Source organism: Arthrobacter nitrophenolicus (genome assembly GCF_000332815.1).
GTDB lineage: Bacteria > Actinomycetota > Actinomycetes > Actinomycetales > Micrococcaceae > Arthrobacter > Arthrobacter nitrophenolicus.
Genome location: NZ_AOFD01000059.1, coordinates 1 through 25,654 on the forward strand (window position 1 = coordinate 1; position 25,654 = coordinate 25,654).

The following is a 25,654-nucleotide window of genomic DNA, read 5'->3' on the forward strand; positions in this document are numbered from 1 at the left end:
CCTACGGACCCGTGGCCGGCGCCACCGTGGGGTGGCTGTGGTGGCTGCAGCTGGTGGTGGTCATCGCAGCCGAGGCGCTCGGCGCGGCGGGCCTGCTGGCCACCATCTTCCCGGCCCTGCCGGTGTGGCTGATGGCCTTTGTGTTCATCGTGGTGCTCACCGCCGTGAACCTGACCAGCGTCAAGAACTTCGGCGAGTTCGAGTTCTGGTTCGCGCTGCTCAAGGTCGTTGCGATCGTCGGGTTCCTGCTGGTGGCTTCGCCCTGCTCTTCGGCTTGGTGCCGGGCGTGCAGTCGCCGGGCCTGTCCAACTTCATGGGCGAAGGCTTCGCACCGAGCGGCTTCGCCGGGATAGCGACGGCGCTGTTCGTGGTGGCGTTCGCGTTCGGCGGCACCGAGATCGTGTCCGTGGCTGCTGCCGAGACAGCTGAGCCCGCCCGCAGCGTGAAGAAGGCAGTCCGGACGGTGCTGTGGCGCATCCTGGTGTTCTACATCGGCGCCATCTTCGTGATTGCTGCTGTGGTTCCGGTGGGTTCGGCGGGGCTGAAGAGCCCGTTCGCCGCGGTGCTGGACGCCGCTGGTATGCCCGGCGCGGCGACTGCAATCACGCTGGTAGCCGTTGCTGCGCTGCTGTCCGCGCTGAACGCCAACCTGTACGGCGCGTCCCGGATGGCGTTCTCCCTGGCCGAGCGCGGGGAAGCGCCACGTTGGCTCGCTTCCGTTTCGAAGGCCCGGGTTCCGGTGGCCGCGGTTGTGGCCAGCGTTGCCTTCGGCGTTGTCACGGTGGTGCTGGAGCTGGCGTTCCCCGAGATGGTGCTTGGCGTCCTGCTCAACATCGTGGGTTCCACGTGCCTGCTGGTGTGGACTTCCGCGCTCCTGGCCCAGCTCGCGCTGCGTCTCCGCGCCGACGGTGACGGAACGGAGCTTCCCCTGCGAATGCCCGGCTTCCCGTGGCTCACTTCCCTTGGCCTGCTGATTCTTGCGGCGATCTTCACGGTGGGCTTCATCGGCGAGGATTCGCGACCCCAGCTGTTGAGCACGTTCGGGCTTGTGGCGGTTCTTGCGGTGAGGTGCTGGGTGAACCACCGATCGGGAAGAGTGTCGGCCGCTGGTAAAGCAGCTGACGAGAGCAAGCCCCGGGTGCTTGTCGACTGAACCAACCCGTTGAAACCTCTTGTTGTTACGTGCACGAAGGACGCGTACGGTTAGGCTGGGCGCGTCCTAGGCAACAAGTAGCAGCTGATCAATGCGCGAGACTCCTCCCCTTGGCGAAGCAGCGGTGATACCGGCGAGGCGCAAGGGCAGTCTGCCCTGCTTCTGCCGAGCGAGGGACTCAATAGATCTGGAGTCGTTAGGTCAAGAGTTACGAAGGGCAAAGAGCGTCAGCCTGCCAGGCTGAACTTCGGAAGGTGCCGGAGCTTGAATGACTCCGAATGAACCCACCGCAAACGGTCAGTGCTGACATCGCCTGGCTCCCGAAGAGCGACATTCCGTGCTCCAGCACCGCCTACAGACAGACTCCGGGCGGCTTCAGCGCCACCCCTCAGCCACAGCCTTACCACCTAGACTTGCCCAGGGACGTGTGAGTCTTTGAGCGCGAAGTGGTTAGACTCGTCCTTAACCGATGTCCAAGAGGGGGATGACGATGGGTGTGTCTGCGCACCTGTTCTGGTGTTGACGCTCGCCGAGGGCATCGGCGAAGAGTGTTTAGCGGCTGAATGGATCGGCCGTCTTATCGTCCTGGGTTCTCGAGCAGAGCGGTTCGTCCGGGACCATCCCCAAAGGCAACTGGTGGTTGCTGCGTCCGTTCCGAGCAGAGAATTTGCTGCAGCTTTGATTGGTTGCGGATGGGTCATGTCATCCACGGGTCCGGTGCTACCTGATCCTGTTGAGACGCTACGCACGCTCGTGCCGGGAACTCCTGTTCGCGCCATCAACGGCCACCAAATCATCAACGGCCACTTCTGGGCCTTGAACGAGTCGGCCAGTCCTCCTCGCGTTCAAATAGACGGATCGACCTGGCCCGTGGACCGTTTCACGGCGCTTGCCGTATTGCCCGAAGTTGAAACGCCGTTGAGGGCTCCGCGTCCTCAGCCTGGGAGTGTCGGCCGATGGGCAAGACTTGACCAAAATTGGGACGCTCGGCTCGCTGCCCCGGCAGCCGATCTAGCCATCGTTGGCACCACCGCCTGGCTGAAGGACGATTTTGACGCACTTCTTGGCCACGAAGGCGACCGGGACTCAGCGCCCATTCACGACCTACTCCTGCCCGATATAGGAGAGCTTGGAACCTGGTCCACGAGGATTTACACATCTTCCCACCTGGCCGAGCACCTACCACTTCCCGAGGACCTGCGCGCCGTCATCCTCGACGGATCCGCCGCCATCAAGTACATACAATGCATCGAGTCATCGGCAGTCTTCTGTGTCATTGACCGGTCCGTCGCAGACGAGACGGCAGCCGAGATCCTGGTGCAGATGCGAAACAGCCGCGGTGAATCCGTCTCGCTGCCCCAAGACCTCAACTGGCTTGCACCCGCCGGAGTAGAAGCCCTTGCATTCACGGTGCCGCTATGAGTCGTATTGAAGCCCTGAACCGCCGCTACGCCGCCTCATCGTCCCTCATCCGCAATGGCGTGGAAATCTTGGCAGTGGGAGACCCTGTCGGCGCACGCCTGAACGCGGCCTGCCGTTGGCTTATGTTCAGGGTGGGCGAGGATGGCCCGGAGCTTTGGGATGACCTGCTTGGGTCTGTGAAGTCACTCCGATGGCGGCTCATGACCCAACCTCAGCCCCTGGACTTCAATCCTGCGCTTCGGGACGGAGCTTCTGAGGTCTTCCGCCAGACACACCTCCTACGTGGGGCGGTGGTGGAGGACGCGCTGCTTGACGAGCTCGCCGCGGCCGCCGCAGGGGTCAGCGCGCAAGATCCTGTTCTCGGTGACGTCCTGCTGCGCTCGGTGCAGGAGGTTGGAGCCACCGACTGTGTCGTAGTCGCCGCAAATGCCTCCGCCAGAGCGGCAATGGGCGAATGGCTCCGGCCCCTAGGAATCAACGTGCTGACGGTCAGCGCCCTCCGGCACGTGAAGCCCGGCGTTGAACAGTCCTATGCAGTTGGCCCACCGCGTTACTTCGGCCCCTCGCTCGTCAATGCGCCGGTGACGGACGATGTGACCTTCCTGATGCCTGCTTGGTTCCGCGACCGGCAGATTCCATGCTCAGTCCTCACGCCCTATGCCGAGGGGGCAATACGTGTGAGGGCACGGCTCTTTTTGGAAGGTGATTTAGCGGAACCAGCATTGCAAGGGGAGGGCAAGGAGGACTTCGAGGAGGAGTTCCTTCCGCAGCCCGTCTGGGGCAGTCCTCGGTCTCCCGATCGGGAACCCTTGAGCGATGAAGTCGAAGCTCGAAAACTTCTCCTCAGCGGTAACCGGGGGCTATGGCTCGATAATGGGGAACGCATACGCGCCATAGATCCTGAGCAGCCGATCGGCGAACGCGTTGTTTACATCGACGTGGAGTCCGTGCGGGTCGGGACTTACCTGCTCCTGCGAGAGGGCGAAACCGAACATGAGGTTCTGTACGATGCAGCCCTTAGTCGGCTAGGCGACCATTGTCTGGAAGTCGCTGCAACCCAAGAGGCTTGGAAGGAGCGCTTGCAGAGGCGTCTAAGTCAGTTGGGGCGCTCAAGGGTGGAACACGAGCTCCGGAGTGCGGGCGTAAGGACCGTAGAGAGGGCTCCCGCTTGGAGGGAACCACACCTCGTGCGCCCACAGAGCGACCAGGACTTCGAGAAGCTGCTTCAGTGGCTGGATCTCCCTGTTCAACCGTCGTTTGGTAATGCGACTTTGCTACGCCGTGAGATCTACAGGACCATCGCCCAGATTCGGGAGCAGCTGGAGGCCGCCGTCTCCGCAGCGGACCTCTCTGTTCTTGAACGCGACGGACATCTCAGCCTGGACGTCGAATCGGCTGGATTCCGAGGAATTTTAGCTGCTCGTGTTATCGCCATTTCTCCCCAGACCGAAATCATTCCCCGCAACGAAGCGAGAGTGCCCTTTGACGATTGGAGCGGAAAGTGGCTCGAATGATGCCTCCTTACTGCCCTAACGACGCTCCCCCGGGAGAGAAGGCGCTTTACGCCGTGCTGAGTTCCAGCAATGACACCGTGGATTGGGTCGTGCTGCACTCTCTCGGGATTGCAGAGCATGTGCGACAGGTCGAAGGCGAAGCCGATTTCGTGATCCTAGTGCCAAATAAGGGCATCCTTGTCGTTGAGGTCAAGTCGCACCAAACCATCCAGCGCCAGGCCGATGGCCGATGGAAGCTTGGCAACGATGCTCCGACATCGCGCGGCCCTTTCCAGCAGGCACGAGAGTCCATGCACAGCCTGCGGGAGTTCCTCGAAAGGAAGCACGTAAACTTACGATCCGTCCCCATGCTGTATGCCGTCTGGTTCACGGGCGTACGTGCACGCGCGATGCTGCCTGAAGACCCCGAATGGCACAGCTGGCAGATTCTCGACTCCGAGGATCTCAAATGCGCTCCCGCAGCGGTCATTCGAACCTTGGAGGCGGGCACCAAGCACCTAGACGAAAAAATCAGATTCTTCTCATTCGGTGGGATCGGACCGGACGCGGAGGAAACAAAGCGCATCGCCTCCACGCTTCGCCCGCGATTCGACCTGGGAAGCGTATCCGGCGATCGGCGTAGAGCAAGGAGGTCCGAGCTCGTCGCCTTTATCGAAGAGCAATACCGGGCACTGGATGCCGTTGCCGAGAACAGGTCTGTGCTCTTCTCAGGACCAGCAGGAACTGGCAAGACATTCCTTGCCATGGAGGCGGCCCGACGCGAAGCCGCCATGGGCAAAAGCGGACGTCTCCTCTGTTTCAACAAATTCTTGGGAAAGCGTCTCTCGGCAGATATGTCCGATGTCAACCATCTGACGGTCGGGACCTTCCATCAGGAGCTCCTTCGTCTTGCGGGACTCCGGAAAGCTCCCGACGGAGCCGACCGGTCGTTCTGGGAACAAGAACTGCCTGAACGGGCTCTGGAAGCTCTCGTCGAAGACGAAAGACTCACCTACGACTTCCTCGTGGTCGACGAGATACAGGACATCGCTATCGATCCATATCTGGACGTCCTCGACTTGATGGTCGTCGGAGGCCTGAAGGACGGCCGCGTCCTGTTCTTCGGCGACTTCGAACGTCAGGCTATCTATGAGAACGAGCAAGGCAAGGAGAGGCTCCGCGCACGTGCTCCCCACATGATGTCCCACAGACTCTTCGTTAACTGCCGAAACCTGCCGCGCATCGGTTTTCAGGCGAATCTGCTCAGCAAGCTGGAGCCTGGCTACAAGTCAGAACAGTTCAGACGCCTCGATGATGGTGTTGACCCCAGAGTCCTGCCTTACGCGTCAGGCCAGGATCAATCTATCCAACTGCTTGAGGCGATCCGAAGCCTCAGGGACGAGGGGTTCGAGCTCAACGAGATCGTCATCCTCAGCCCGCTCGCGAGCAGGTCAACTGCCGCGACCACGTCGGACACTTGGCTGCGCCAAGTGCTGCATCCAGCCGACGGCGGTCCCAGGCGCAAGGGCCAGCTGACGTTTGGCACCATCCACGCGTTCAAAGGCCTGGAGGCGCCCGCAGTCATAATTACCGACATGGACCGAAATGTCCCCAATTATGAAGCCTTGCTCTATGTCGGCCTCACCAGAGCGACCGACCGCTTGTTCGTACTCATCGAGTCCGGGACGCTCCGGGCGGTATTCGGAGGTAAACCATGACCGGGCTGCAAGCACGTGGCACCATCGAGGCCCAGCTCCGGAGGGAGCTCTTTGGCCCACTTCACGGCGATGAACCGCAGGGCAAGCCAATTGACTGTTCCAGTGGCTCGATCCATTTCGCTTCCGCCGAGGCCGCCCGCGGGCAGTTCCATGACGCAAGTTCGCTCCAGGAAATCCTCAACACCAGCGACCCGCTTCGACGTTACGGCGTGGGCGTGCTCCACAGCGGTGCAGCAGTCGGTGGGACTGAGATAGACGCGGAGGGGAGTGAAGACGTAGACCTCACAGGCTTCACGGGCATCGCTCAGAGCGAGGACAACCCGTCCGGGGAGCCAATCGAGATCAGCGGCTCGCTGCGTTTCGACGAAGCCGATTCCGACGACTTCGACCTTAGCGATGCCAACACGTTTAAGCCATCTGCGATGGCCATCTCGTTCCAGTGCCGCGTTCCCACTGGAGGTTCTCTCAGCGTGTCGGTGACGGGAGCGCACTACAAACGGATCAGTGCCCACATTCCAGGGATGAAGCAGGTCGACTGGTGGCTCCGCGCACCATTCGAGCTGAGCGGCACTGTGCCGGGCGCCGTCCTGCTCAACGAGACCAACCGGCTCAAGATCCTACGCATGAAGCCGCTCGCTGAGCTACCTACCATCATGCCGACGACCCAGGTGTTCAGTCGGTCAGTTCCGGGATCCACCGATCCGGAACTTCGGCTCGTGACGGTCGCTGTCGCGAACCAGGTCCTCGGCACCGGCCCAAGCAGCGCCCTGTTCCAGATGGGCTTCATCGTCACTGCAACAGGAACGCTGTCCATTGAGCCATACCCGGAAGTGGAGGAGCCAGATCACGGCGAAGAAGAGCAATCAATCGAATTGCTCTATCGCAACAAGCGCACGTACGCGATAGGCCACGGTTGCGCGGCAGAATGGGGTGAGAGCCAAGGGCAGACCTTGCCGAACGCCCCTTGGGTACAGGCCGTGGGGATGCCAGCTCATGAGGTCCTCACCCTCACACCCAACGTGTACCTGACTGATGAGGCTGGCAACCACATCCTCGACGCCAAAGGGAATCGCAGAGCTGTCACCGCCAGCATGGCTGCCCTCGCAGATGGAACCCCAGAAGGCCGAGACCAGGTGGACATGATCCTTCGGCTTTACGAAGAGTGGATTACGAAGCAGAAGAAGCTCATCCCTGACTTGACGTCCAAGTTTCAGGCGGCCGCCGCCCGGCACATGGAACTAGCCGGCGAAGCCCTGCTGCGAATGCAGGCCGGCTGGCGGCTCGTCCAGTCCGATGACACGGCGAGCCGGGCATTCCGGTGGGCCAACGAGGCCATGCTGTACCAGCAGATCAGATCAAATTTCCCCCTGCGCGAGGTCAAACCCGGAAAAGACGACATACTGCGGCCCGTAGGTCCACATCCGGAGCCGTCGATACCAAATGGAAAGGGTACGTGGCGCCCTTTCCAAATAGCCTTCATCCTGGCCAGTCTGCCCGAGCTCGTGGACCCCACACGGCCCATGCGATCGCTTGTCGACCTGATTTATTTTCCTACCGGCGGCGGCAAAACGGAGGCCTACCTCGGCGCCTCCTCGATCAGCCTCCTTGCCAGGCGACTGAGAGACCCCGATGACGCGGGCACCGACACCCTGATGCGCTACACGCTGAGGCTGCTCACAGCGCAACAGTTCCTCCGCGCAGCCTCCCTTGTGTGCGTACTCGAGGAGATCCGCGCCCGCAACGAGGACGCGCTCGGAACGTCCCCGTTTGGCATCGGGATCTGGCTGGGCCGCACATCGACGCCGAACAGCTGGAAGACGGCAGTCGAGGTCCTCGGCAAGCTCCGACGGAACCCCCAGGAGCAAAACCTCTTCCTGCTGCTACGGTGCCCTTGGTGCGGTACTCAGATGGGCACAAAGCCCAAGGGCAAGGGCGGTCAGCACGTCATCGGATACGAACAACTTGGGACGAAGGTTATTTTCCGTTGCGTTGATACCCAATGCCGCTACTCGCGACGTTCCGGGCTACCTATCCACGTCGTGGACCAGGACATCTACGATGTGCGGCCGTCCATCGTGATCGGGACCGTCGACAAGTTCGCCATGACGGCATGGCAGCCGATGGCCCACCGCATCTTCGGGTTGAACACCGACGGCGGCCGGGACGTTTCGCCGCCGGGCCTCATCATCCAAGACGAGCTGCACTTGATCTCCGGCCCGCTGGGATCGATGGTTGGCCTCTACGAGCCGATCATCAATGACCTCTGCACCGACCGTCGGGGAGCTGAGCCTGTTCCACCGAAGATAATTGCCTCCACTGCCACGGTCCGGCGATACGAAGATCAGATCAGAGGCCTCTTTGGCCGAGAGACGGTCGCGCTCTTCCCGCCCCACGGCCTTGAGGAGGGACATTCGTTTTTCGCCGAACCAGCGACCCTGTCTGATGGTTCACCCGAACCAGGACGCCGCTATCTGGGCATCATGAGCGCATCCCTCGGCTCAACCCAGACAGTGCAGGTCCGTGTGGCAGCAGCCACGCTTCAAGGCGCAGCCAAGATCTCTGAAGGCGACCGGGACGGCTATTGGACCAATCTGAACTTCCTCAACAGTCTGCGTGAACTTGGCAACACCGTGTCGCTCCTTGAATCCGACATCCCAGACTATTTGACCGGACTGATTCGTCGGGATGGCATCAATCCGCGCTGGCCACGTCGCACCATGGAACTGACATCACGTCGCCGATCGGACGAGATCCCCAAAGCAATCGAGCAGCTTCAGACAGGCTACGGCGAGGAGGGTTGTGTGGACATCTGCCTGGCCTCGAACATCATCGAGGTTGGGGTCGACATCGAGCGCCTCGGGTTGATGACCATTGTCGGCCAGCCGAAGACGACTGCACAGTACATCCAGGTCAGCGGTCGTGTCGGTCGTCGGGCAGACGTCAGCCCGGGCTTGGTGGTGACGATCTATGGTGCCGCCAAGCCGCGGGACCGCAGTCACTACGAGCGGTTCCGGACTTACCACCAACAGCTCTACGCACAGGTTGAGCCGACCTCTGTCACGCCCTTCGCCACTCCGGTCCTGCGTCGCGCTCTGCATGCCGCCGCTGTCGCACATGTGCGCCAGGCCGCGCCGGGAATTATGCCCCACCCATTCCCCCAGAAGGAGTATGAGCACGCGATCGACCTGCTTCGAGAGCGTGCTGCAATCGTCGACCCCGACGAGCTGGCAATCCTGGAGCTGATGGCCGATAACCGCGCCAAGCAATGGGCTGCGTGGGAACGCACTGATTGGGATGCCAACCCGCAGTGGGGGGACCCGAAGCAAGGCCTAATGCGGTTCGCTGGCACCCTGCCGGATTTGGACAGCAGAGCAATGATCTGGGATGTGCCGACCAGCATGCGCAATGTCGATGCCGAGTGCCGTCTTACGGTCTCTCTGGCATATGCCCGGGAGGACGCCGCAACCAAGGAGGACGGTCTATGAGTACAGGTGCAATGCGACGAGCCCAGCTCGTCACCCCTTTCGGCGTAGGCGCAATGAGCGTCCTGGTCAACGGAACCTCAGTCGTCACGGCTGGGCTCGACCACTGGTTCGATGTTGGCGACCCATCCATGATTGCGCTTGAGGAATACCAAGTACACGACTGGCGGCTGGAAGCCCGCCTAGGAGTCTCCGAGTTCCGCCTGCCACCTGACTACCGGCCTCAAGGACAAGGTAATGATAAACGCAACGTCAAGCTCACGGTGCCTGTACTGCGCTTCCCGCGCTGGTGCTTCTGCATGTACTGCAAACGGCTCGAACTGAGCACGCTGACGATGCGGCAACCGGTGACGTGCCGGGACAAGGAACACGCTGCGAAGAAGTACAAGCCGCGCATGTCACAAGTGCCCTTTGTCGCCGTATGCTCGCGAGGACACCTCGACGACTTCCCTTTCGACAAATGGGTCCACCGCTCGCACAGCCCCGCCTGTAACGGCAGCCTTCGATTGAAGTCGCGGGGCGGCGGCGGCCTGGAAGGACAGGTCGTCATCTGTGAACGGTGCGAGAAGGAACGCTCGCTGCGAGGCATCACAGAAGGTCGCTTTGCCCAGGGCGAGGAGCACACCACGCTAAGCGACCACCTCTCAAAGCCGGAAGATCCCTACCTATGTACGGGCGCCCGCCCTTGGCTCGCGCAGCTAGAAGGGCCATGCGACCAGCCCATGCGCGGCGCACTCCGTGCCGCCGGCAACGTGTACTTCCCAAAGGTCGAGTCATCGATCTACCTTCCGCTCCAGGAAGGCGCCGTGAGCGCCGAGATGCATGATCTGATGGGCCACCCAGCGGTGAGCACCGCTATGCGTACCCTCCACAGCATCTTCGGCGCCGGTCTCGAGGTGAGTATGCTCCGTAGTACCCTCCTCAATAATGTGCCGCCGGAGTTGTTCGGCCCGATCTCGGACGAGGAGCTAATGGCGGGGTACAGGGATCTTCTAGGCATCGACGCAGAGCAGCCCGAGAAGGGGGAAGACAATGGCGCCGAGGTCCTGACAGGCCACGACGAGTGGCGTCACCCAGAGTTCCAGCACATCAGGGAGACGCCGAAGGACGATTACCTCACGGCCACTGATCCGCAGGTGCATTTGGACCTCCAATCACACATCGATCGCGTGCGTTCTGTCGATGTCCTGCGGGAGACCCGAGCGTTGCGCGGCTTTACCCGCGTCCGCGATGACGCCGCGCTCAAGCTGAGCGCAGGCAAGTCACTGCTTCGCAGGGAACCATTGCTCCCCGGACAGGACTGGTTGCCTGCCTATGTGGTCAAAGGTGAAGGCATCTACATTGAACTCGACCTTTCCCGGCTGGCTGCCTGGGAGGCACGGGCCGAAGTGCAGGCCAGAGCCCAAAAGATCACCGACCATCACGCTGCTGTCGCGTCCAAGCGAGGACTCCAACCCCGGGAACTCAGCCCGCGATTCGTGCTCCTGCACACGCTCGGGCACCTGCTCATTAATCAGCTGGTCTTCGCGTGCGGCTACAGCTCGGCTTCCCTTCGTGAGCGGCTTTACGTTTCCTCGGCGCCGGGCCGCGAAATGGCCGGACTGCTGATCTACACGGCAGCGGGAGACTCTGAAGGCACCATGGGGGGCCTCGTGCGGATGGCGCGGCCAGACAGACTGCGGTCTGTCTTCGCATCAGCGATTAGCGATGCCCACTGGTGCTCCACCGATCCGGTCTGTATGGACGCCGGCGAGAAAGGGCAAGGACCGGACTCCTGCAACCTCGCCGCCTGCCACGGATGTGCCCTTCTTCCCGAAACGAGCTGTGAGGAGTTCAATCGCTTCCTGGACCGTGGCCTGGTCGTCGGCACGTTTGCAGACCCAGCCATGGGTTACTTCTCTGATCTCACCCAGCTCTAACACCCAGTCGTCCGCCCTTGGTACCCGGCCCAGGGCGGAACCGGTCACCAATGTCTTCGGTCCGGCCGGACTTACGCACTTGCTACACAACCCGGCAAGACGTCAACCTCGACATCCGACATCTATTCACCGTTCTCAAAGCGAACCTCTCAAGTGCTTCGCCTTTGCCTGAATACAGGGAGTACTAGGCAATATTAAGAGCGCCTGTTGTCGCTGTTACTGTGCATCCCCCTGAAGCTTGCGACCCAGAGCGGCATTCCGTATCTGGGTGAGGCCCCGATAGCTGGGCATCCTGAGCGGAGTGGCGGCCTCGCCTTGTACTTAGTTCCTAGAATCCAAGCCCTTATTGCTGACGTGAAAGAGAGTTGGGCACGCGGCCGCGCATAAGGCGCTTGCCGAGGGGCGTCCTTGACCGGCGGCGATAGCTTCGCGCCGTTTTCCTACGCTCTATTTCCTCCCCAGAGAGGGTACCGAGGACTGGGGCGCCGCCGCGAGCACTGCACCAGGGCTAGACCTCTACAGCAACCAGCGGTTTGGAATAGGGGCTGTCAGAGCGCCGGTTTGGGCTGACGGCGACATCTAAAAAGGCCGACGGATTGGGTAGGCTTCTATTAAGGGACCTCCGGGGACTCTTTGTAGTGACACTTCCGGAAAACGACTCATGAATGGATGAATGTGCAGCGGCGACCCAACACTCAAACCGTACAATGGTTCCTTGAAATGGACGGTTCAGGTCAGTTAGACCTAGACCCGTCATATCAGCGTCGTTCAGTTTGGAATGATTCCTACCGTCGCTTCTACATCGATACGGTTCTTCGCAACTTTCCATCACCCGCCATCTATCTCGAAACTGAGACGCGTTTGGGTTCCCCCACTATTTACCACGTCATCGACGGAAAACAAAGACTTGAAACTCTAATCTCCTTCACAAAGGATGGATTCCACCTGGGAAATCTTTTTTCGGATGAGGGTTACAATCAAGCCTACTTTTCCGATTTGAGCTCGGAGTTGCAAGATGCTCTTGTGGATTATGTTCTGAGTGTTGAAAACATCTCTCGTTCGTCCGAGGGTGAGATTAAGTCTGCTTTTGAGCGACTGAACAAGAATACTGCAAAGCTAAACCGGCAGGAACTGCGCAAGGCCCAATTTTCTGGTGAATTTATCTCGAAAATGACATCTTATGCTGAGCACCCTATTTGGACCGACTTAGGAATTGCCACACGCGCGCGCATCTCCCGAATGCAGGACGTTGAGTTTGTTTCCGAGATCTATCTCCTTAGCATGCATGGAATCGTCGATGGTAGCGATAATCTACTGGACGATTATTATGCCGAATATGATGAGGAAATACCCAATCAAGACGCGACCGATGCGGAATACTTCAGGATTCTTGATTGGGTTGGCGACCTGGCAATTCCATGGCGCTCGACTAGATGGAATAATCTTGGTGACTTTTACAGCATTTGGGCCGCGGCGCACTCCCTGGGTGCCAACAGTCTTCCGGATCCAGGTCAAACAACGCAGAGATTGCTCGCATTTGCGGACCGCCTTCTGTCTCCGTCAACGTCGGATGAGCGAGCATATAGTGACGCTGCCCGGCAGGGAACCAACAAAGAATCCTCTCGGCGGACCCGCGCTGAAGTCCTCGCGCGTGTGTTTACATCGGAGTCTTAATCAGTGCAGGTTCCATACAGCGTCGAGGAATCCTATGATTCCGCGCGCCTTGTTGCTGAAACTCTACAGAGTACCGTTTCACCACGAATGTCCAGGCTCTGTCGGGAGGAGCATTGGTTGTTCGACGAAAGGATCAAATCCCTAGAAAGCTGTCTTTCTAAGCTGGAAGCGGGAAGCCCTCCGCTAGACTCATTGCACGATCTCTACGCCACGACAGTCGTCGTGCCGACCCAAGGTGAAATCGATGCAGCTCTTGTGCTTCTTCGAGAAGCTTTTGAAACTGAAACCAGGCCCGCCCGGACAACTTCGGCCGACAGCTTCCTTTACGACGATGTTCATTTAGTTGCCTGGCTAGGAGACCGTGTCAGCCCTCGTGGCGTGCACCCGTCTGTCTTGAACATGAAGTTCGAAATTCAAGTGAAGACCGGGCTTCAATTTGCCTGGTGGAGGGCAACGCATGATCAGATTTATAAGAGCCCAAACTCAGCGTCCCATCAATGGGCGGTGCAACGAGCTTCTGGTCAAGCTAAAGCTGCCCTTGAGCTACTAGATGCCGTACTTTCCGACCTGCCCAGGGCGGGAGCATTACAGCGACCGGCTCCATTTCCGGACGAATACAGAAATGATCCAGAATACTGGCTGGCCTTGTGGCGACCGGCAGACCGCCCAATCGATGTTCATAGGTTCTGTGTGACCACTATGAAATGGGTTGACGCTTGTGCATTGATGCCGACTGACGTCCTAGAAGAGCTTGAGAAGGATGCATACCGTGAACTCATATCCGACCGTTCAGTTACGCCAAGCCAAGTCATCCTCGTCTGTCTTCATAGTCTCCTCGGGAATGCGCTAGCGGACCGCCTGCAGTCTGCCGGAATAAAAGTACTAGTCACGCCGGAGCTGTTGCGCAGGTTTCCGGACCTCGAGATGCTGCCTCGAAATCTGTAGGGATTTCTGCGTTCAACATAGGCCTGTCCCACCTCCGAGACGAACATAAGACGAGGAACGCGGCCGGCGCCGGCCCTCGGACCCCAGCCGTTCCAGGAGACGTAGGACACCTCATGCGTTCGCGTGTGCTCCTCATACCGAACAGCTTCCCGCAGGCGGTCGCAGTCCGTTTTTTACATGGCGCTGCTGCTGGTCATAACCATGAGGTGGCGCAGCAGTGCGCCAGAGCCAAGCCTGTAAGAATGTTTTCGCTCCTCCGCCGATCAAACGCGTTACCTCGTGGTTCCTCTCGGCAGAAAGTCAGTGGGGTACGGCAACATCGGAAACACAAAGCCCAAGCGGCAAAGACCGGCCTATCGGAATGAGATGATGAACGACATGACTACGACTCCCAAACTCACTGTGCTCGAAATCTGTGCCGGAGCAGGAGGTCAGTCAGTTGGCTTGGAGCAGGCTGGTTTCGGGCACTCACTGGCGGTTGAGATCGATAGGGACGCAGCCGCAACTCTGCGTCTGAATCGACCTTCATGGGACGTCCACCATGGCGACGTCAGGGACATCGACGGCAAGGACTACACGGGAATCGACTTGCTTGCCGGCGGAGTGCCGTGCCCGCCTTTCAGTATTGCTGGAAAGCAGCTCGGGGCCGACGACGAGCGTGATCTCTTCCCGGAAGCAATTCGCCTCGTTCAAGAGGCGAAGCCTTCTGCCGTAATGCTGGAGAACGTCAAAGGTCTAGCATCGGCGCGATTTTCGACCTACCGCCAATCGATACTTAATGCGCTCGAAGGGCTTGGCTACGAGGCTGACTGGCAGTTGTTCTACTCGAGCGAATTTGGAGTCCCCCAGCTCCGACCGCGTTTTATTCTCGTGGCCGTCAAGAAGCGATATCATAAGAACTTTAATTGGCCTGTTGCCCACGGCACCCCCCCGACGGTTGGCGAAGTATTGTTGCCGCTAATGAAGAGCGGCGGGTGGGCCGGTGCCGCAGCGTGGGCGAAGAAAGCCAATGGCATTGCTCCCACTGTTGTAGGAGGGTCCAAGAAGCATGGCGGGGCTGATCTTGGGCCGACGAGGGCCAAAGTAGCTTGGCTTCAACTCGGCGTTGACGGCAAGGGTATTGCGAATGAAGCTCCCGGTATCGAAACTCCGCTGAACCACGTTCCCCGCTTGACCAACGAAATGGTGGCCCGTGTACAAGGTTTCCCGCTAGATTGGGAGTTCGCTGGTAAGAAGACCTCCGTTTATCGACAGATTGGGAATGCCTTTCCCCCGCCCGTCGCTGCTGCGATCGGTACTTCGATTGCTACTGCTTTGGGTGTCAAGGCTCCTGCCAACAATCAGTTTGAGTTGTCGGTGGAGCGTCACTTGCGCGCTGTTAGCTAGCAGGGCCCTTCCCCTTGGCTTTCCGCAGTTTCGGGATTCGCGGCTAGTATTCAAAACGCTGGTCATTAGATCCTGCGACCTCCATCGGCACCACATGTGCGTACGATAATCTGAGGTGATTTCACTCGGAACGGGGCGGTAGTTTGAAGCAGGAATTTCCATCAGATGCTTACGCAAGTAATGGGGCGCCCTGGTGGCGACTCGAACTCACGCCTAATTCTCGCCGCAAGTTTGGTCAGGAGAAGCGAATTGCAGCATTTCTGTGGTATGCGGTGGAGGTTGGTTCCACTTTTACCATGAAAGATCTGCGAGAGGCGCTTGAGACAGCCTTCGAAAATGCTGAGCAGCTTAATCGGAGACTTCGCCAACTCCGAAAAGATGGCTGGATTATCTACTCCTATAAGGATGATGGAACGCTTGCGCCGCAAGAGTATAGGCTCTCGAGTAAGGGGCTGAAGATCTGGTTGGGTGAGCGAGATCGCCGAAGCGGGGTGTCGTCGAAGACTCGACGGATCGTTCTCGATAGGGATGGTAATCGCTGTGTGGTCTGCGGTGTCGGTGCTCGTGAGTCTTATCCTGACGAACCAGAGGTCATTGCTAGAATGACCATAGGTCACCGAATCCCGGGAGAGCGCCTTGGGGAAGCCTCCGTTGACAACCTGCGTACCGAATGTTCCAGGTGTAACGAGCCCGTCCGCGACCTAATGCCTGATCCGGAACGGTTCGACGAGGTTATTTCGGCAGTGCGTGTCTTGAGTAGAGGCGACAAGCTGGTTTTGCGTGAATGGATTGTCTCGGGTCAGCGATCTCGTCTATCCATTGATATTGTGTACGACCGAATACGTCAACTTAGTCCTGCCGAACGTCGAAAAGTTATTGGACGACTGGACACCTTCCTCGGGACTAGGGTGACCGGCCGTAGTTCTACAGCGGGTGATGATCTGACTGCCTGAAGAATCGCTAGTCATACCGTAATTTTTCCTTCCATGGGCAATTGCTTTAGGCCGGACGGGCAATCTCAATTGAGCCGAGGCTGAAGCAGTCTGGCTTCAATTCCTCAATTCGCCAGTCACTGCTGCATGCTGACGCCGTGCGCTGACACGGCAGGTTGGTGCAAGTCGCTCATGACTTAAGGTCTGGCTGGAGCAAGCGGCCTGGGGCAGACTCCTTAACGATCGGGAGTACCCCGTAGCGTTTCTTCTCTGCCGTCGAGGGCCGTCGAAAGGGAACGGGACATCCAACGAGCCGCGGAAATTCCCGCTGGTGGCCAGCTGGTTTGCCCGCATTCGAGGTGGACGTGCTGGCCACCGGTTTGGGGTTTAGTTCAGTGGCATGATGCCCCTTCCTGCCAGGGCCTGGGAGAGGCGGATGGAATCGCCGCTTGTTTGGCAGACGTGGGCGTGGTGCAGGAGCCGGTTGACAGTCGCGCTGTCGAGGGTTTTTGGTCATGAGCTCGTCGAAGCCGACGAGGTGGAGATCCGAGGAGACCGCGACCGCGTTTTTCGTAGGCTGCGCCGACACTCACAACGCAGTTTGGTGTGCCGCGGGGGCCCTCCCCAGGAGCCGGGAGTGGCCTGCTTATGAGCGAGGTGATGCATGAATATGCAGATGTCATCCATGCCCACGGCCGTTTCAGCCGCGTTTGCTCGATACCGCACACACGCCTACCTTCGGGTTCGGCATCGCCGCCCGCGTCAGCAACCCAGGCGGCGATGCCGCTTACCCATGATGACTTCGGGGCCTTATAGGGCAAGGAATCATTGTCAGCGCCATTGGCTAGTGTGAGACGCATGACTGTTCTCCGCGCCGCCCTCACGGCCTCCCGCCTTTTGAGCGAGGACCCTGCGTGGCGTCTGCTCCGTGCGAACAACGCAGCCATCGCCGTGGCTATGCTGAGCAAGCATCTGGGCGGCGAGCAACGGCGGTTGGCGGCGCCGGCGCTCTTTGAGCAGGTGGAGGAGGACCTGGAGGAGCTGCGCGGCAATGGCTTCGACCTGCCGCAGACGGCTCAGGCATACTGCACGGCATGGCGTAATGATGGCATCCTGATCCGCCGCACCGCAGAGGGATCCCGCGAGGAGACCTTCGAGTTGTCGCTCGGTTCCCTGCAGGCCATTCGCTTTGTCACCGAGTTGTCTGAGCCACGACAGGCCGTGACCGAATCGCGTCTTGCCACCATCCTGGACAGGGTGCGCGTACTGGCCCGCGAAACAGACCCGGACAGTACGTCACGGCTGCGCGCACTGCATGATGAACGCGCCCGCATCGATGCCCAGATCGAGCGTGCCGCCGGCGGGGACGTCGACGTGCTGTCCGCAGAGCAGGCCGCTGAACGGCTGCGCGACGTACTGTCGCTCATTGAAGAAATACCCAGTGATTTTGCCCGGGTCCGGTGCGAGCTTGAGCAACTCAACCGGGACCTGCGGGAACGGCTGATCGAACAGGATGGCCCGCGCGGCAGCGTCCTGGATGACATCTTCCGCGGTGTTGATCTCCTGGCCGAGTCCGAGGCTGGACGGAGCTTTTCCGGCTTCTATGCTCTACTGCTTGACCCGGAACAAGGACGTGATTTCGAGGACAGCATCGACACCATCATGGACAGGGAATTCACGTCCCGGCTCTCCGCGGCGCAAGTGAGGATCCTGCGCCGGATTCTGCCCACGCTCCAGGACCGTAGCTCCGAGATCCATGCCGTCATGACTGCGTTCAGCCGAAGCCTGCGCCGCTTTGTCCAGTCCCAGGAACTCGAACAGGACCGGCTGATCAACCAGCGGCTGCGTTCTGCATTGCGGCAAGCTTTAGAGACCTCGCAATCGGTGAAGCCCTATGCCAAGACGGAATTGTCGCTGGACCTGACCAGTGTTCCGCTCAATTCAGTGGCCGCTTTAAACCTGCACAATCCGGCCGACTTCGAAGCCGCTGGCGAGATCACCGAGCATGACGCCGAGACAGTGGACATTGAGGAACTCCGGGCTTTGGCCCGCGCCTCCGAGATCGACATGATCGAATTGACCGGGAATATAAATGCCGTGCTGAGTCGGCAAAGCTCCGCCACCATTGCCGACGTTTTGGCTGATCGTCCGGCCACCCAAGGTGTGGCAAGCGTCGTCGGACTCCTAGTGCTCGCCGAAGAGCACGCCACCGCGCTGAGCGGCCGTGAAGACGTCACCTGGCAGCCTCCGGACTCCACCAACGACGCCGGCACCACGCGCCGCGGCACCGTTGGCCGCTACCTCTTCACTGAAAGGATCCACCCGTGAGCGAATCAGGTGTAACCGGACCGGCCGGAGGCGAGGAGTTGGTGTCCGACGTCGTGCTGTGGGATGGCGACAACGGCACCCTGCGCGAGCCCTCCCGCCGCGTCCTCGTACAGCTTCTGCGGGGCCCCTATCTCTCCGCATCCCGGCACGGGAACCTCTGGACGGCGCTCTTATCCGACGAGGACGCCGTCCGTTCCAGCTTGGCCGACCTGTTCTTGGACCTTGTCACCGATCACGCCGCCCAGGTCGCCTTCGTCCGCAACACCTACGCGGACGTTGACGCGCCAAAGGTCATGCGCACCGCCACGCTGACGTTCCTGGACACGGCGCTGCTGCTCCACCTGCGGCAGACGCTACTGCAGGAAAGCGGCGGTCGGAAAACCATCGTCGGGGCGGACGAGGTGGCCGATCAGCTACAGGTTTACCGAGGGAAAGACAACGCCGACATCGCGGGATTCTCCAAACGAATCAACTCGTCCTGGCAGAAAATGGTCAAATACGGGCTGTTGGCCGCAACCAGCACGGAGGGCCGTTTCGAGGTCTCGCCCGTCCTAAGGCTCGTCTTTGGTGCGGAGGAGATCGCAGCCGTGCAGGCGGAGTACAGGCGGCTGGCTGCGGAGGTGGAGCCCGGCTCCGCAGAACTGCCCGACACCGATGAGGAGTCAGAATGAGCATGACGATGGCGGCCACGGCGCCAGGCATCCGGACCGGGCAGTGGCGGCTGGAACGGGTGGAGTTGCTCAACTGGGGGACGTTCCAAGGACATCACGGCCTAGACATCGCACGGAAGGGCTTCCTACTGACGGGTCACTCCGGCTCGGGAAAGTCGTCGCTGGTCGACGCCATCTCAGCCGTGCTGACGCCCCGCGGAAAGCTGCACTTCAACGCGGCCGCCCAGGACACCTCCGCCCGGGGAGAAGACCGGACGCTTGTAAGCTACATCCGCGGCGCGTGGCGGCGTAGCGCAGATGACGAAACGGGCGAGGTGCGTGCGGAATATCTGCGCACCGGCGCCACGTTTAGCGGCATCCTGCTGCGCTACAACGACAACACAGGGGCTAAGCCGGTGCTGTTGCTCAAGCTGTACCACCTGCGCCGAGGCTCCAACACGCCTGCTGACGTCAGCGAATTGAGCATTCTCCTGCAGGAGGATGCGACTCTCACCGGTTTTGTCGACTACCTTCGCAACGGCATCGAGACCCGGCGCATCAAGAGCACCTGGCCGGCCGCGTACGTCACCGACAAGCATTCGGCCTTTGCCAGCCGCTTCTGCCGCCTGATGGGCATCTCCGGCGAAAATGCCGTGCTTCTGCTGCACAGGACGCAATCGGCCAAGTCGCTGGGCAGCCTTGATGACCTATTCCGCGAATTCATGCTGGACAGGCCAAAGACGTTCGACATCGCCACTACCGCAGTGGCGCAGTTCGGCGAATTGTCCGAGGCCCACCGGCTGGTGGTGGAAGCGCGCGAGCAGGTGGATCATCTGCGGGGGATGGAGGAACCGGCCCGCGCGTTCGGGCTGAACAGCGCCCGCGCCACCGACGCCGCCGTACTTTCCGCGGCGTTGACCAGCTTTAGGGATGAATGGAAGCTCAAGCTGGCCAAGGACGCCAAAGCGGCCGCCCAGGCTGCCGCGCTGACCGCCCAACACGACTTCGATTTGGCGGCCGCCACCACGGCGGAAATGGAAGAGGCTCACTCGGCCGCCCGCCGGCAAGTGGACGGCCATGGCGGGCAGGCCCTGCGCGACCAACAGACACAGGTGGACCTGGCACAGGAACGCGAACGCGATGTCCTGGGGCGGCGCGTCGAGCTGGCCTCGAAATTGGAGGCGGTGGGCATTAGCTTCCCTGCCAGCTTCGAAGAGTATGAGGAACTTCGGGCCGCGGCCCGCACCGAACGCAGCGGCCTGGATGCCGCCCGGGCGGCCAGCAGACAGACCATCAATGAGCTCCACGAGGCCCGCGGTGCGGCCAAAGCGAAAGTCCGCGACCTCGAAACGGAGCTCAAATCCCTGCGCGGCCGACGGTCCAATCTCGGCGACACGCTGGTCACGGCAAGGTCCGTCGTAGCCGAAGCGGCGGGCCTGCCGGCATCGGCGTTTCCGTTCGCCGGTGAGCTGTTGGAGGTCCGGAAGGAATTCGCGGACTGGACCGGAGCCATCGAGCGGGTGCTGCGCCCGCTGGCCACCGTCATGCTCGTCCCGGAGAAGCACATTGACCGCGTGCGCGACGCCGTCGACGGGCTATTTCTGGGCGCCCGGTTGGTCTTCGAGTCCGTTCCCGGACGATCAGAACCGCCGCGGGCCGCGCGGACCGAGCGGTCTCTGCTCTCGCGGGTCCAGGTTGCCGATGGTCCCATGGCCGGGTGGCTGCACGCGGTCCTGTCCGGCAACTATGACTACGAATGCGTCGATTCGCCCGCGGAACTCGGCGGTTCGGAGAAAGCCGTCACCCGTGCCGGGCAGGTCAAACGCTCACGCACCCGACATGAAAAAGACGATCGCTCACGAGTGGATGACCGCTCAACGTGGGTGCTCGGGTTCGACAACGCCGACAAACTGGAGCTCCTGAGTTCACTCGTCCAGGCCGCCCGAGCCACGGCTGACCAACTCGCCGACAGGGTCGACGCCGCTGAGAATCGGCGCGAGGCCGAGCGCCTACGCGCTGAGGCGTTGGCATTGACTGAAACCCACGGCTGGGACCAACTGGATGCTGGCCGGGCTCGCGCCCGGGTGGAGAGCCACAAAGAACGGCTGGCAGAGATCCTCGCCGCGAGCGGCGACCTTCGCGCAGCCGAAGCCGCCGCGAAGGAGGCCAAGACGCGGTGGGCGGCCGCGCAGAAGGCCCAGCAGGCAGCCATGGAGTCGATGGCCGAGGTCAAGACCCAACTGGTGGGACTGGACCGTATCGTGTTGGAGCTTGGCCCGCGCGTTGCCGCGTCTGCTGACGTGCCTGAGGAGCTTGCAGCCAGTCTGCGGGAACGGTTTCTGAGGCAGCGCCGCAGCATTGTCCACGACGTGATCGACGAAGTCGCACTGACGGTGGCCACTGGGTTGGGCGCGGAGGAAAAGCAGGCCACGTCCCAGGCCGCAGCCGCCCGAACAGCCTTCGCATCGCTGGCGGGAGAGTTCCGGCGTCTTTGGCCCGCTAAAGCCGGGGACTTGACCGACCAGGTGGAGGATGGTGGGGGATATCTTGCTCTGTTGGAGCAGCTTGTCGCGGACCGCCTGCCGGACTTTGAGACCCGGTTCTTCGAACTCATGGAACGCCAGTCGCAGCAAAATGTGGCCACATTGGCCAATGAGATCCGCCGCGCGCCCTTGGAAGTGCGCGACAGGGTGGCCCCCATCAACGGCTCCCTCAAACGGTCTGCCTTCGACGCCGGGCGGTTCCTGAAGATCGTTGTCAAGGAGAACCGGGGCGAGCTGGGCAGGAAGTTTCTCAGCGACCTGCAGGACATCAGTGCGGCTCATGGGTGGCCCAGAGCCGCGACGATGCCGAAGCCAAGTTCGAAGTCATGCGGCGCATCATGGAGAAACTCGCCTCGAGCGAACCCGGCGACACCTCCTGGCGGAACCAATGCCTGGACACCCGGCTTCACGTGCGCTTCACCGCCACGGAAGTAGACGCCGCCGGCAGGCAGCTCAATGTGTACGACTCCAGCGCGGGCCTCTCTGGCGGCCAGCGACAAAAGCTTGTCACGTTTTGTCTGGCCGCGGCCCTGCGCTATCAGCTGGCCGGCGACGGCGAGGACGTGCCGCGCTATGGCACCGTCATCATGGACGAGGCGTTCGATAAGGCGGACAGCAACTTCACGCGCATCGCCATGGACGTCTTCACCGAGTTCGGGTTCCACATGGTGCTCGCAACCCCGCTGAAACTCCTGCAAACGCTGGAGGACTACATTGGGGGCATGGCCGTGGTCACCTGCCGGGAGTTCCAGGACTCCCGCATCGGTTCCCTCTCGATGGACGACGACGACGGTCAGGGCTCTGCGCCGCCGCCCGCCGAAGTGCCGGGCCGGGAGCAGCCAGCGGGCACAGGGGTACTGGAAACCGCGGACGCTGAAGATCCGGCAGAGAGGGGCGCGCTGTTTTGAGCCCTATGCCTGTGACTCCTGCCTGGGCGGCCGCGCTGGCGCTCAAGAAATACAACCGCCACGTTGGCTCGTGGGCCGTCGGCGACGACGCGTCGCTTCCCTTCGCCATCCCTTTGCATCCGCCCACCGAAGCACAGGCATTGGCCTCCGTGTCCGCTGCCGTTGATTGGGCCAAGTCATGGGAAGGAACAGCCGACGTGTTGTGGACGGAACGCCGCTGGGCCAGCCTGGGCCAGCAGAGAATTCCCGACCGTGTGCAACTCGACACCCCGGTGGCTGTCGCGGCATTTGCCGGCAAAACCACCCACTGGCAACGGGCATTCTCCAGGGCAACGTCACTGCTCGACTCGGTGCCACTGCCTCATACGGACCGGTTTGCGACCGCGGTGGCCCGCAGTGTCGAGGAACTCGCCGCCTTGGCTCCCGAAGACTTCACTCGGCTCTTTGGGGTACTGGAATGGCTCAGAGTCCATCCGGCGTCCGGACTGTACATCCGCCAGTTGCCCATCCGCGGAGTCGACACCAAATGGGTCCAGAAGTACAGGCCCCTCGTCACGCGGCTGCATGAAGCAGCAACCGGTGAAAGCGGTTTGGGACTGGCGGACAAACCGGACCTGGTCCGCGTCCGTTTCCTCGACCCCGCTCTGGCGCCGGGCGGGTTGGCGGATCTGGCTGCACCGGTCACGGAGTTAGCCGCCATGGACCTGAGCCCTGAGGTGGTCTACGTGTTCGAGAACCTGGAGTCCGTGTTGGCCATGCCACCTCTACCGGGTGCTGTGGTGGTCCATGGCTCCGGCTACGCCGTGGACCGGTTGGCCCGCATCCCGTGGATTCGCGACCTTGGAGTTGTGTACTGGGGCGACCTGGACAGCCACGGTTTTGGCATTTTGAACCGGTTACGGGCCCAGGGCATCGCTCTGAGCGCTGCGTTGATGGACCTGGACACATTAGAGAAATTCAAAGACCTGTGGGGGCACGAGCCCAAGCCGGCCGTTGGGACCATGCAGCACCTTCTGCCGGAGGAGCTTGCCGTGGTGGAACAGCTGGCAACACGCGGCAACGTGCGGCTGGAACAGGAACGGATCGACTGGACGACAGCCATGACAGTGCTTATTTCGACACGGCGCTGACCGGCTGCGCTTGATCTACTTTGGTTCCAGGGGCCCGACCGTCATTGTGCGGCGGGTTGAATTTGTTGTAGCGGGCTGAGACTGGTGCCTCGAGTAAGGGCTCAAGTCAGGGTGGAAGCAGCCGCGGACGATCCCAGTCCCAGCCTAAACACCCACAGCAGCACGTCCTCGCCCGGCACGTACCAGTCTCTCTGGGGCGCCCGGTGGAAGCCCAGCGACCGGTACAGGCCGTGCGCCCGTTCCATGAACGTGGCGCTCGTGATGCTGATCGCCACGATGCCGGGCAGCTGCCGGGCGTGGCCCACGATCTCACGCACCACGGCCCGGCCCACACCGCTGCCTGGTGCGCGGGGTCTACAGCCAGCATCCGGAACTCGAGCTCCCCGTCCTGCGCGATCTCGCTGTAGGGCTGTCCGGCGAACGTCAGCGTCACCGCCGCCACCACCTTTCCAGCTGCCTCCGCCACCCACACCTCCGCATGCTCGGCCCGGTGCTCCACGTCCGCAAGCACGCTCATGTACGGGTGGTCGGCCGCGAAATGCCCGGCCTGCAGGTACACGTCGCGCGTGATGCGGCGGACCTCGGGGAAGTCCGCCGGCACGGCCCGCCGCAGCGTCACAGTCGCCGGCAGCGCTACGTTCACAGTGCGTCCGCAGCGGGAGCGGTTCGCTCCACGTAATGGCCCAGCTGTGCCAAATCCGGCTGCGACGAGGGATCGCCCACGGCATCCGCACCCACCGCATTCGCTACTTCCAGCGCTCGCGTGTAGTCCAGCCCGTTCCGTAGCGCCAAAACCAGGGCCGCGCAGAACGCGTCACCCGCGCCGACGGTGTTCGCCACGGAAACATCAATGGACGGCAATTCTGCCACCTTCCGGCCGTGCGCAAACATCGCCGAGCCGTCCTTGCCCTACGTCACCGCCACCAGCTTCGCCTCCGCCAGTGCGGGGATCAGCGCGTACTCGCTCTCGTTGACGATCACCAGGTCGCACCGCTCCAGCAGTTCCGCCGGCAGGTCTATCGCCGGCGCCGCGTTCAGCACAAAGAACCCCTGCGCCTTCCGCGCAGCCTCCAGCACTACGTCAAGGCCCACCTCCAGCTGGCACAGCACTGCCTCCTCCGGGCCGAACTCCACCCCGTCCAGCGACAGGTGCGAGTTGGCCCCAGGGCACACCACAATCTGGTTCTCGCCCTCGCGGTCCACCACGATCAGCGTGGTGCCGGTCGGCTCCGGCAGCACGGCAACGTCGGCGATGTCCACTCCGGCAGCCGCCAGGGCCTCCAGCATCGTGCGCCCCTGCGCATCGTCACCCACCGCGCCCACCATCCGTGCGGAACCGCCCAGACGGGCTGCGGCCGCGGCCTGGTTGACGCCCTTCGGCCGGGCTGCTCGGACAGCACTGCTCCGCCGATGGTTTCGCCCGCGGTCGGAAGCCGCTCTGCGGTGGCGATCAGGTCCAGGTTGATGCTGCCGACCACGGCGACAGGAAGTGCATTACTCATGGGGAGTCTCTCTCGCGGGGTGCCGGCGAAGCGGCCGGTTAGAGAAGAAACGCAGCTCATGGTTGTACACGCAAATCATACCTGGTTGTATAACAAGTCGAGCGCTTACCCCGCGACACGGTCGCCACCCCCAACCTGCTCGAACAAAGGAGCTTGATGTGAACACCCCAAGCCCGCGGCAGCCGCACCGCCCGCGGACCCAACTGCCGCCGTCGTCCTTCCCGACCACCCGGCCAGGCTCTCCGGCCGGCGCGCCGCCCTGCTGATCTCCTCGCTGCTGCTGGGCGTGCTGTCCTTCCAGCTCAACGCCAGCATGGTCACCCCGGCGCTGCCGCAGATCGCCGCTAGCTTCGGCAAGGGTGCAGATGCCGCCGCCTCCGTCCAGTCCATGTTCTTCCTGGCCGGCGCCACCGCCGGGCCCGTGATCGGCCGGTGGAGCGACTTCATGGGCCGCCGCGCCGCGCTGCTG

Annotated in this window: 15 protein-coding genes and 3 pseudogenes; 15 read left to right on the forward strand and 3 right to left on the reverse strand. The window is 61.5% G+C overall.

Translation table 11 applies throughout. From position 1 onward, the window contains the following. From G205_RS17080 to G205_RS17110, 9 genes and pseudogenes are all read left to right on the forward strand, one after another. Positions 1 to 1,153: pseudogene (locus G205_RS17080) on the forward strand (amino acid permease); the annotation flags it as partial. A gap of 516 nt (positions 1,154 to 1,669) precedes the next feature. Beyond that, entirely contained in the window at positions 1,670 to 2,575 is a 906-nt protein-coding gene (locus tag G205_RS22185; protein WP_200859187.1) for a hypothetical protein, read from the forward strand. Continuing rightward, positions 2,572 to 4,089: a hypothetical protein gene (locus G205_RS17090; RefSeq protein ID WP_009359087.1), complete on the forward strand. Its 1,518-nt coding sequence runs from the start codon at positions 2,572 to 2,574 to the stop codon at positions 4,087 to 4,089. The genes G205_RS22185 and G205_RS17090 overlap by 4 nt, the downstream gene beginning before the upstream one ends. After that, positions 4,089 to 5,786 (forward strand): nuclease-related domain-containing DEAD/DEAH box helicase, encoded by a 1,698-nt coding sequence (locus G205_RS17095; RefSeq protein ID WP_268743684.1) that lies wholly within the window; start codon positions 4,089 to 4,091, stop codon positions 5,784 to 5,786. The genes G205_RS17090 and G205_RS17095 overlap by 1 nt, the downstream gene beginning before the upstream one ends. Beyond that, positions 5,783 to 9,271 (forward strand): helicase-related protein, encoded by a 3,489-nt coding sequence (locus tag G205_RS17100; RefSeq protein WP_009359089.1) that lies wholly within the window; start codon positions 5,783 to 5,785, stop codon positions 9,269 to 9,271. Before G205_RS17095 ends, G205_RS17100 begins: the two co-directional genes overlap by 4 nt. Before the next feature lie 11 nt (positions 9,272 to 9,282). Next, on the forward strand, positions 9,283 to 11,187 hold the full coding sequence (gene drmB / locus G205_RS17105) for a DUF1998 domain-containing protein (RefSeq protein WP_152419612.1): 1,905 nt from the start codon (positions 9,283 to 9,285) through the stop codon (positions 11,185 to 11,187). Between the two features lie 669 nt (positions 11,188 to 11,856). Continuing rightward, entirely contained in the window at positions 11,857 to 12,861 is a 1,005-nt protein-coding gene (locus G205_RS21315; protein ID WP_083875095.1) for a DUF262 domain-containing protein, read from the forward strand. Between the two features lie 117 nt (positions 12,862 to 12,978). Further along, on the forward strand, positions 12,979 to 13,806 hold the full coding sequence (locus G205_RS21320; RefSeq protein WP_160166619.1) for a nucleotidyltransferase family protein: 828 nt from the start codon (positions 12,979 to 12,981) through the stop codon (positions 13,804 to 13,806). 366 nt (positions 13,807 to 14,172) lie between these two features. After that, positions 14,173 to 15,192, forward strand: a complete 1,020-nt coding sequence (locus tag G205_RS17110) for a DNA cytosine methyltransferase (protein ID WP_235047053.1) — start codon at positions 14,173 to 14,175, stop codon at positions 15,190 to 15,192. 1,319 nt (positions 15,193 to 16,511) lie between these two features. Here G205_RS17110 and G205_RS24210 read toward each other — a convergent pair. Next, entirely contained in the window at positions 16,512 to 16,601 is a 90-nt protein-coding gene (locus G205_RS24210; protein WP_476855431.1) for a hypothetical protein, read from the reverse strand. A 381-nt stretch (positions 16,602 to 16,982) separates the two neighbouring features. Between G205_RS24210 and G205_RS17115 the strand changes: the two genes are divergently transcribed. From G205_RS17115 to G205_RS17130, 5 genes are read left to right on the forward strand one after another with little or no spacing between them, the layout of a single operon-like run. Beyond that, positions 16,983 to 18,452 carry a DUF3375 domain-containing protein gene (locus tag G205_RS17115; RefSeq protein ID WP_009359093.1) on the forward strand — a complete coding sequence of 490 codons (1,470 nt, stop codon included), beginning with the start codon at positions 16,983 to 16,985 and terminating at the stop codon, positions 18,450 to 18,452. Beyond that, complete coding sequence (locus tag G205_RS17120) at positions 18,449 to 19,123, forward strand: DUF4194 domain-containing protein (protein ID WP_009359094.1); 675 nt, start codon at positions 18,449 to 18,451, stop codon at positions 19,121 to 19,123. The genes G205_RS17115 and G205_RS17120 overlap by 4 nt, the downstream gene beginning before the upstream one ends. Further along, a complete protein-coding gene (locus tag G205_RS17125; RefSeq protein WP_052014167.1) occupies positions 19,120 to 22,080 on the forward strand; it encodes an ATP-binding protein in 2,961 nt (986 codons plus the stop codon). The genes G205_RS17120 and G205_RS17125 overlap by 4 nt, the downstream gene beginning before the upstream one ends. Continuing rightward, positions 22,056 to 22,553, forward strand: a complete 498-nt coding sequence (locus G205_RS20725; protein WP_052014169.1) for an SbcC/MukB-like Walker B domain-containing protein — start codon at positions 22,056 to 22,058, stop codon at positions 22,551 to 22,553. The genes G205_RS17125 and G205_RS20725 overlap by 25 nt, the downstream gene beginning before the upstream one ends. Positions 22,554 to 22,558: 5 nt before the next feature. Further along, a complete protein-coding gene (locus tag G205_RS17130) occupies positions 22,559 to 23,683 on the forward strand; it encodes a Wadjet anti-phage system protein JetD domain-containing protein (protein ID WP_009359095.1) in 1,125 nt (374 codons plus the stop codon). A 101-nt stretch (positions 23,684 to 23,784) separates the two neighbouring features. On the opposite strand, the pseudogene G205_RS17135 reads toward G205_RS17130, so the two are convergent. Then, positions 23,785 to 24,326 (reverse strand): annotated as a pseudogene (locus G205_RS17135) (GNAT family N-acetyltransferase). After that, positions 24,323 to 25,185: pseudogene (locus G205_RS17140) on the reverse strand (ribokinase). Before G205_RS17140 ends, G205_RS17135 begins: the two co-directional pseudogenes overlap by 4 nt. 265 nt (positions 25,186 to 25,450) lie before the next feature. Between G205_RS17140 and G205_RS17145 the strand changes: the two are divergent. Further along, positions 25,451 to 25,654, forward strand: a 204-nt coding sequence (locus G205_RS17145) for an MFS transporter (protein ID WP_235047055.1), incomplete at its 3' end; no start/stop codon positions are given.

What these genes read in the sequence shown, in the direction of transcription:
- G205_RS17090 (WP_009359087.1), top strand. Translation starts at nt 2,572, where the DNA reads ATGAGTCGTATTGAAGCCCTGAACCGCCGCTACGCCGCCTCATCGTCC.
- G205_RS17095 (WP_268743684.1), top strand. Translation starts at nt 4,089, where the DNA reads ATGCCTCCTTACTGCCCTAACGACGCTCCCCCGGGAGAGAAGGCGCTT.
- G205_RS17100 (WP_009359089.1), top strand. Translation starts at nt 5,783, where the DNA reads ATGACCGGGCTGCAAGCACGTGGCACCATCGAGGCCCAGCTCCGGAGG.
- drmB (WP_152419612.1), top strand. Translation starts at nt 9,283, where the DNA reads ATGCGACGAGCCCAGCTCGTCACCCCTTTCGGCGTAGGCGCAATGAGC.
- G205_RS21315 (WP_083875095.1), top strand. Translation starts at nt 11,857, where the DNA reads ATGAATGTGCAGCGGCGACCCAACACTCAAACCGTACAATGGTTCCTT.
- G205_RS17110 (WP_235047053.1), top strand. Translation starts at nt 14,173, where the DNA reads ATGATGAACGACATGACTACGACTCCCAAACTCACTGTGCTCGAAATC.
- G205_RS17115 (WP_009359093.1), top strand. Translation starts at nt 16,983, where the DNA reads ATGACTGTTCTCCGCGCCGCCCTCACGGCCTCCCGCCTTTTGAGCGAG.
- G205_RS17125 (WP_052014167.1), top strand. Translation starts at nt 19,120, where the DNA reads ATGAGCATGACGATGGCGGCCACGGCGCCAGGCATCCGGACCGGGCAG.
- G205_RS17130 (WP_009359095.1), top strand. Translation starts at nt 22,559, where the DNA reads ATGCCTGTGACTCCTGCCTGGGCGGCCGCGCTGGCGCTCAAGAAATAC.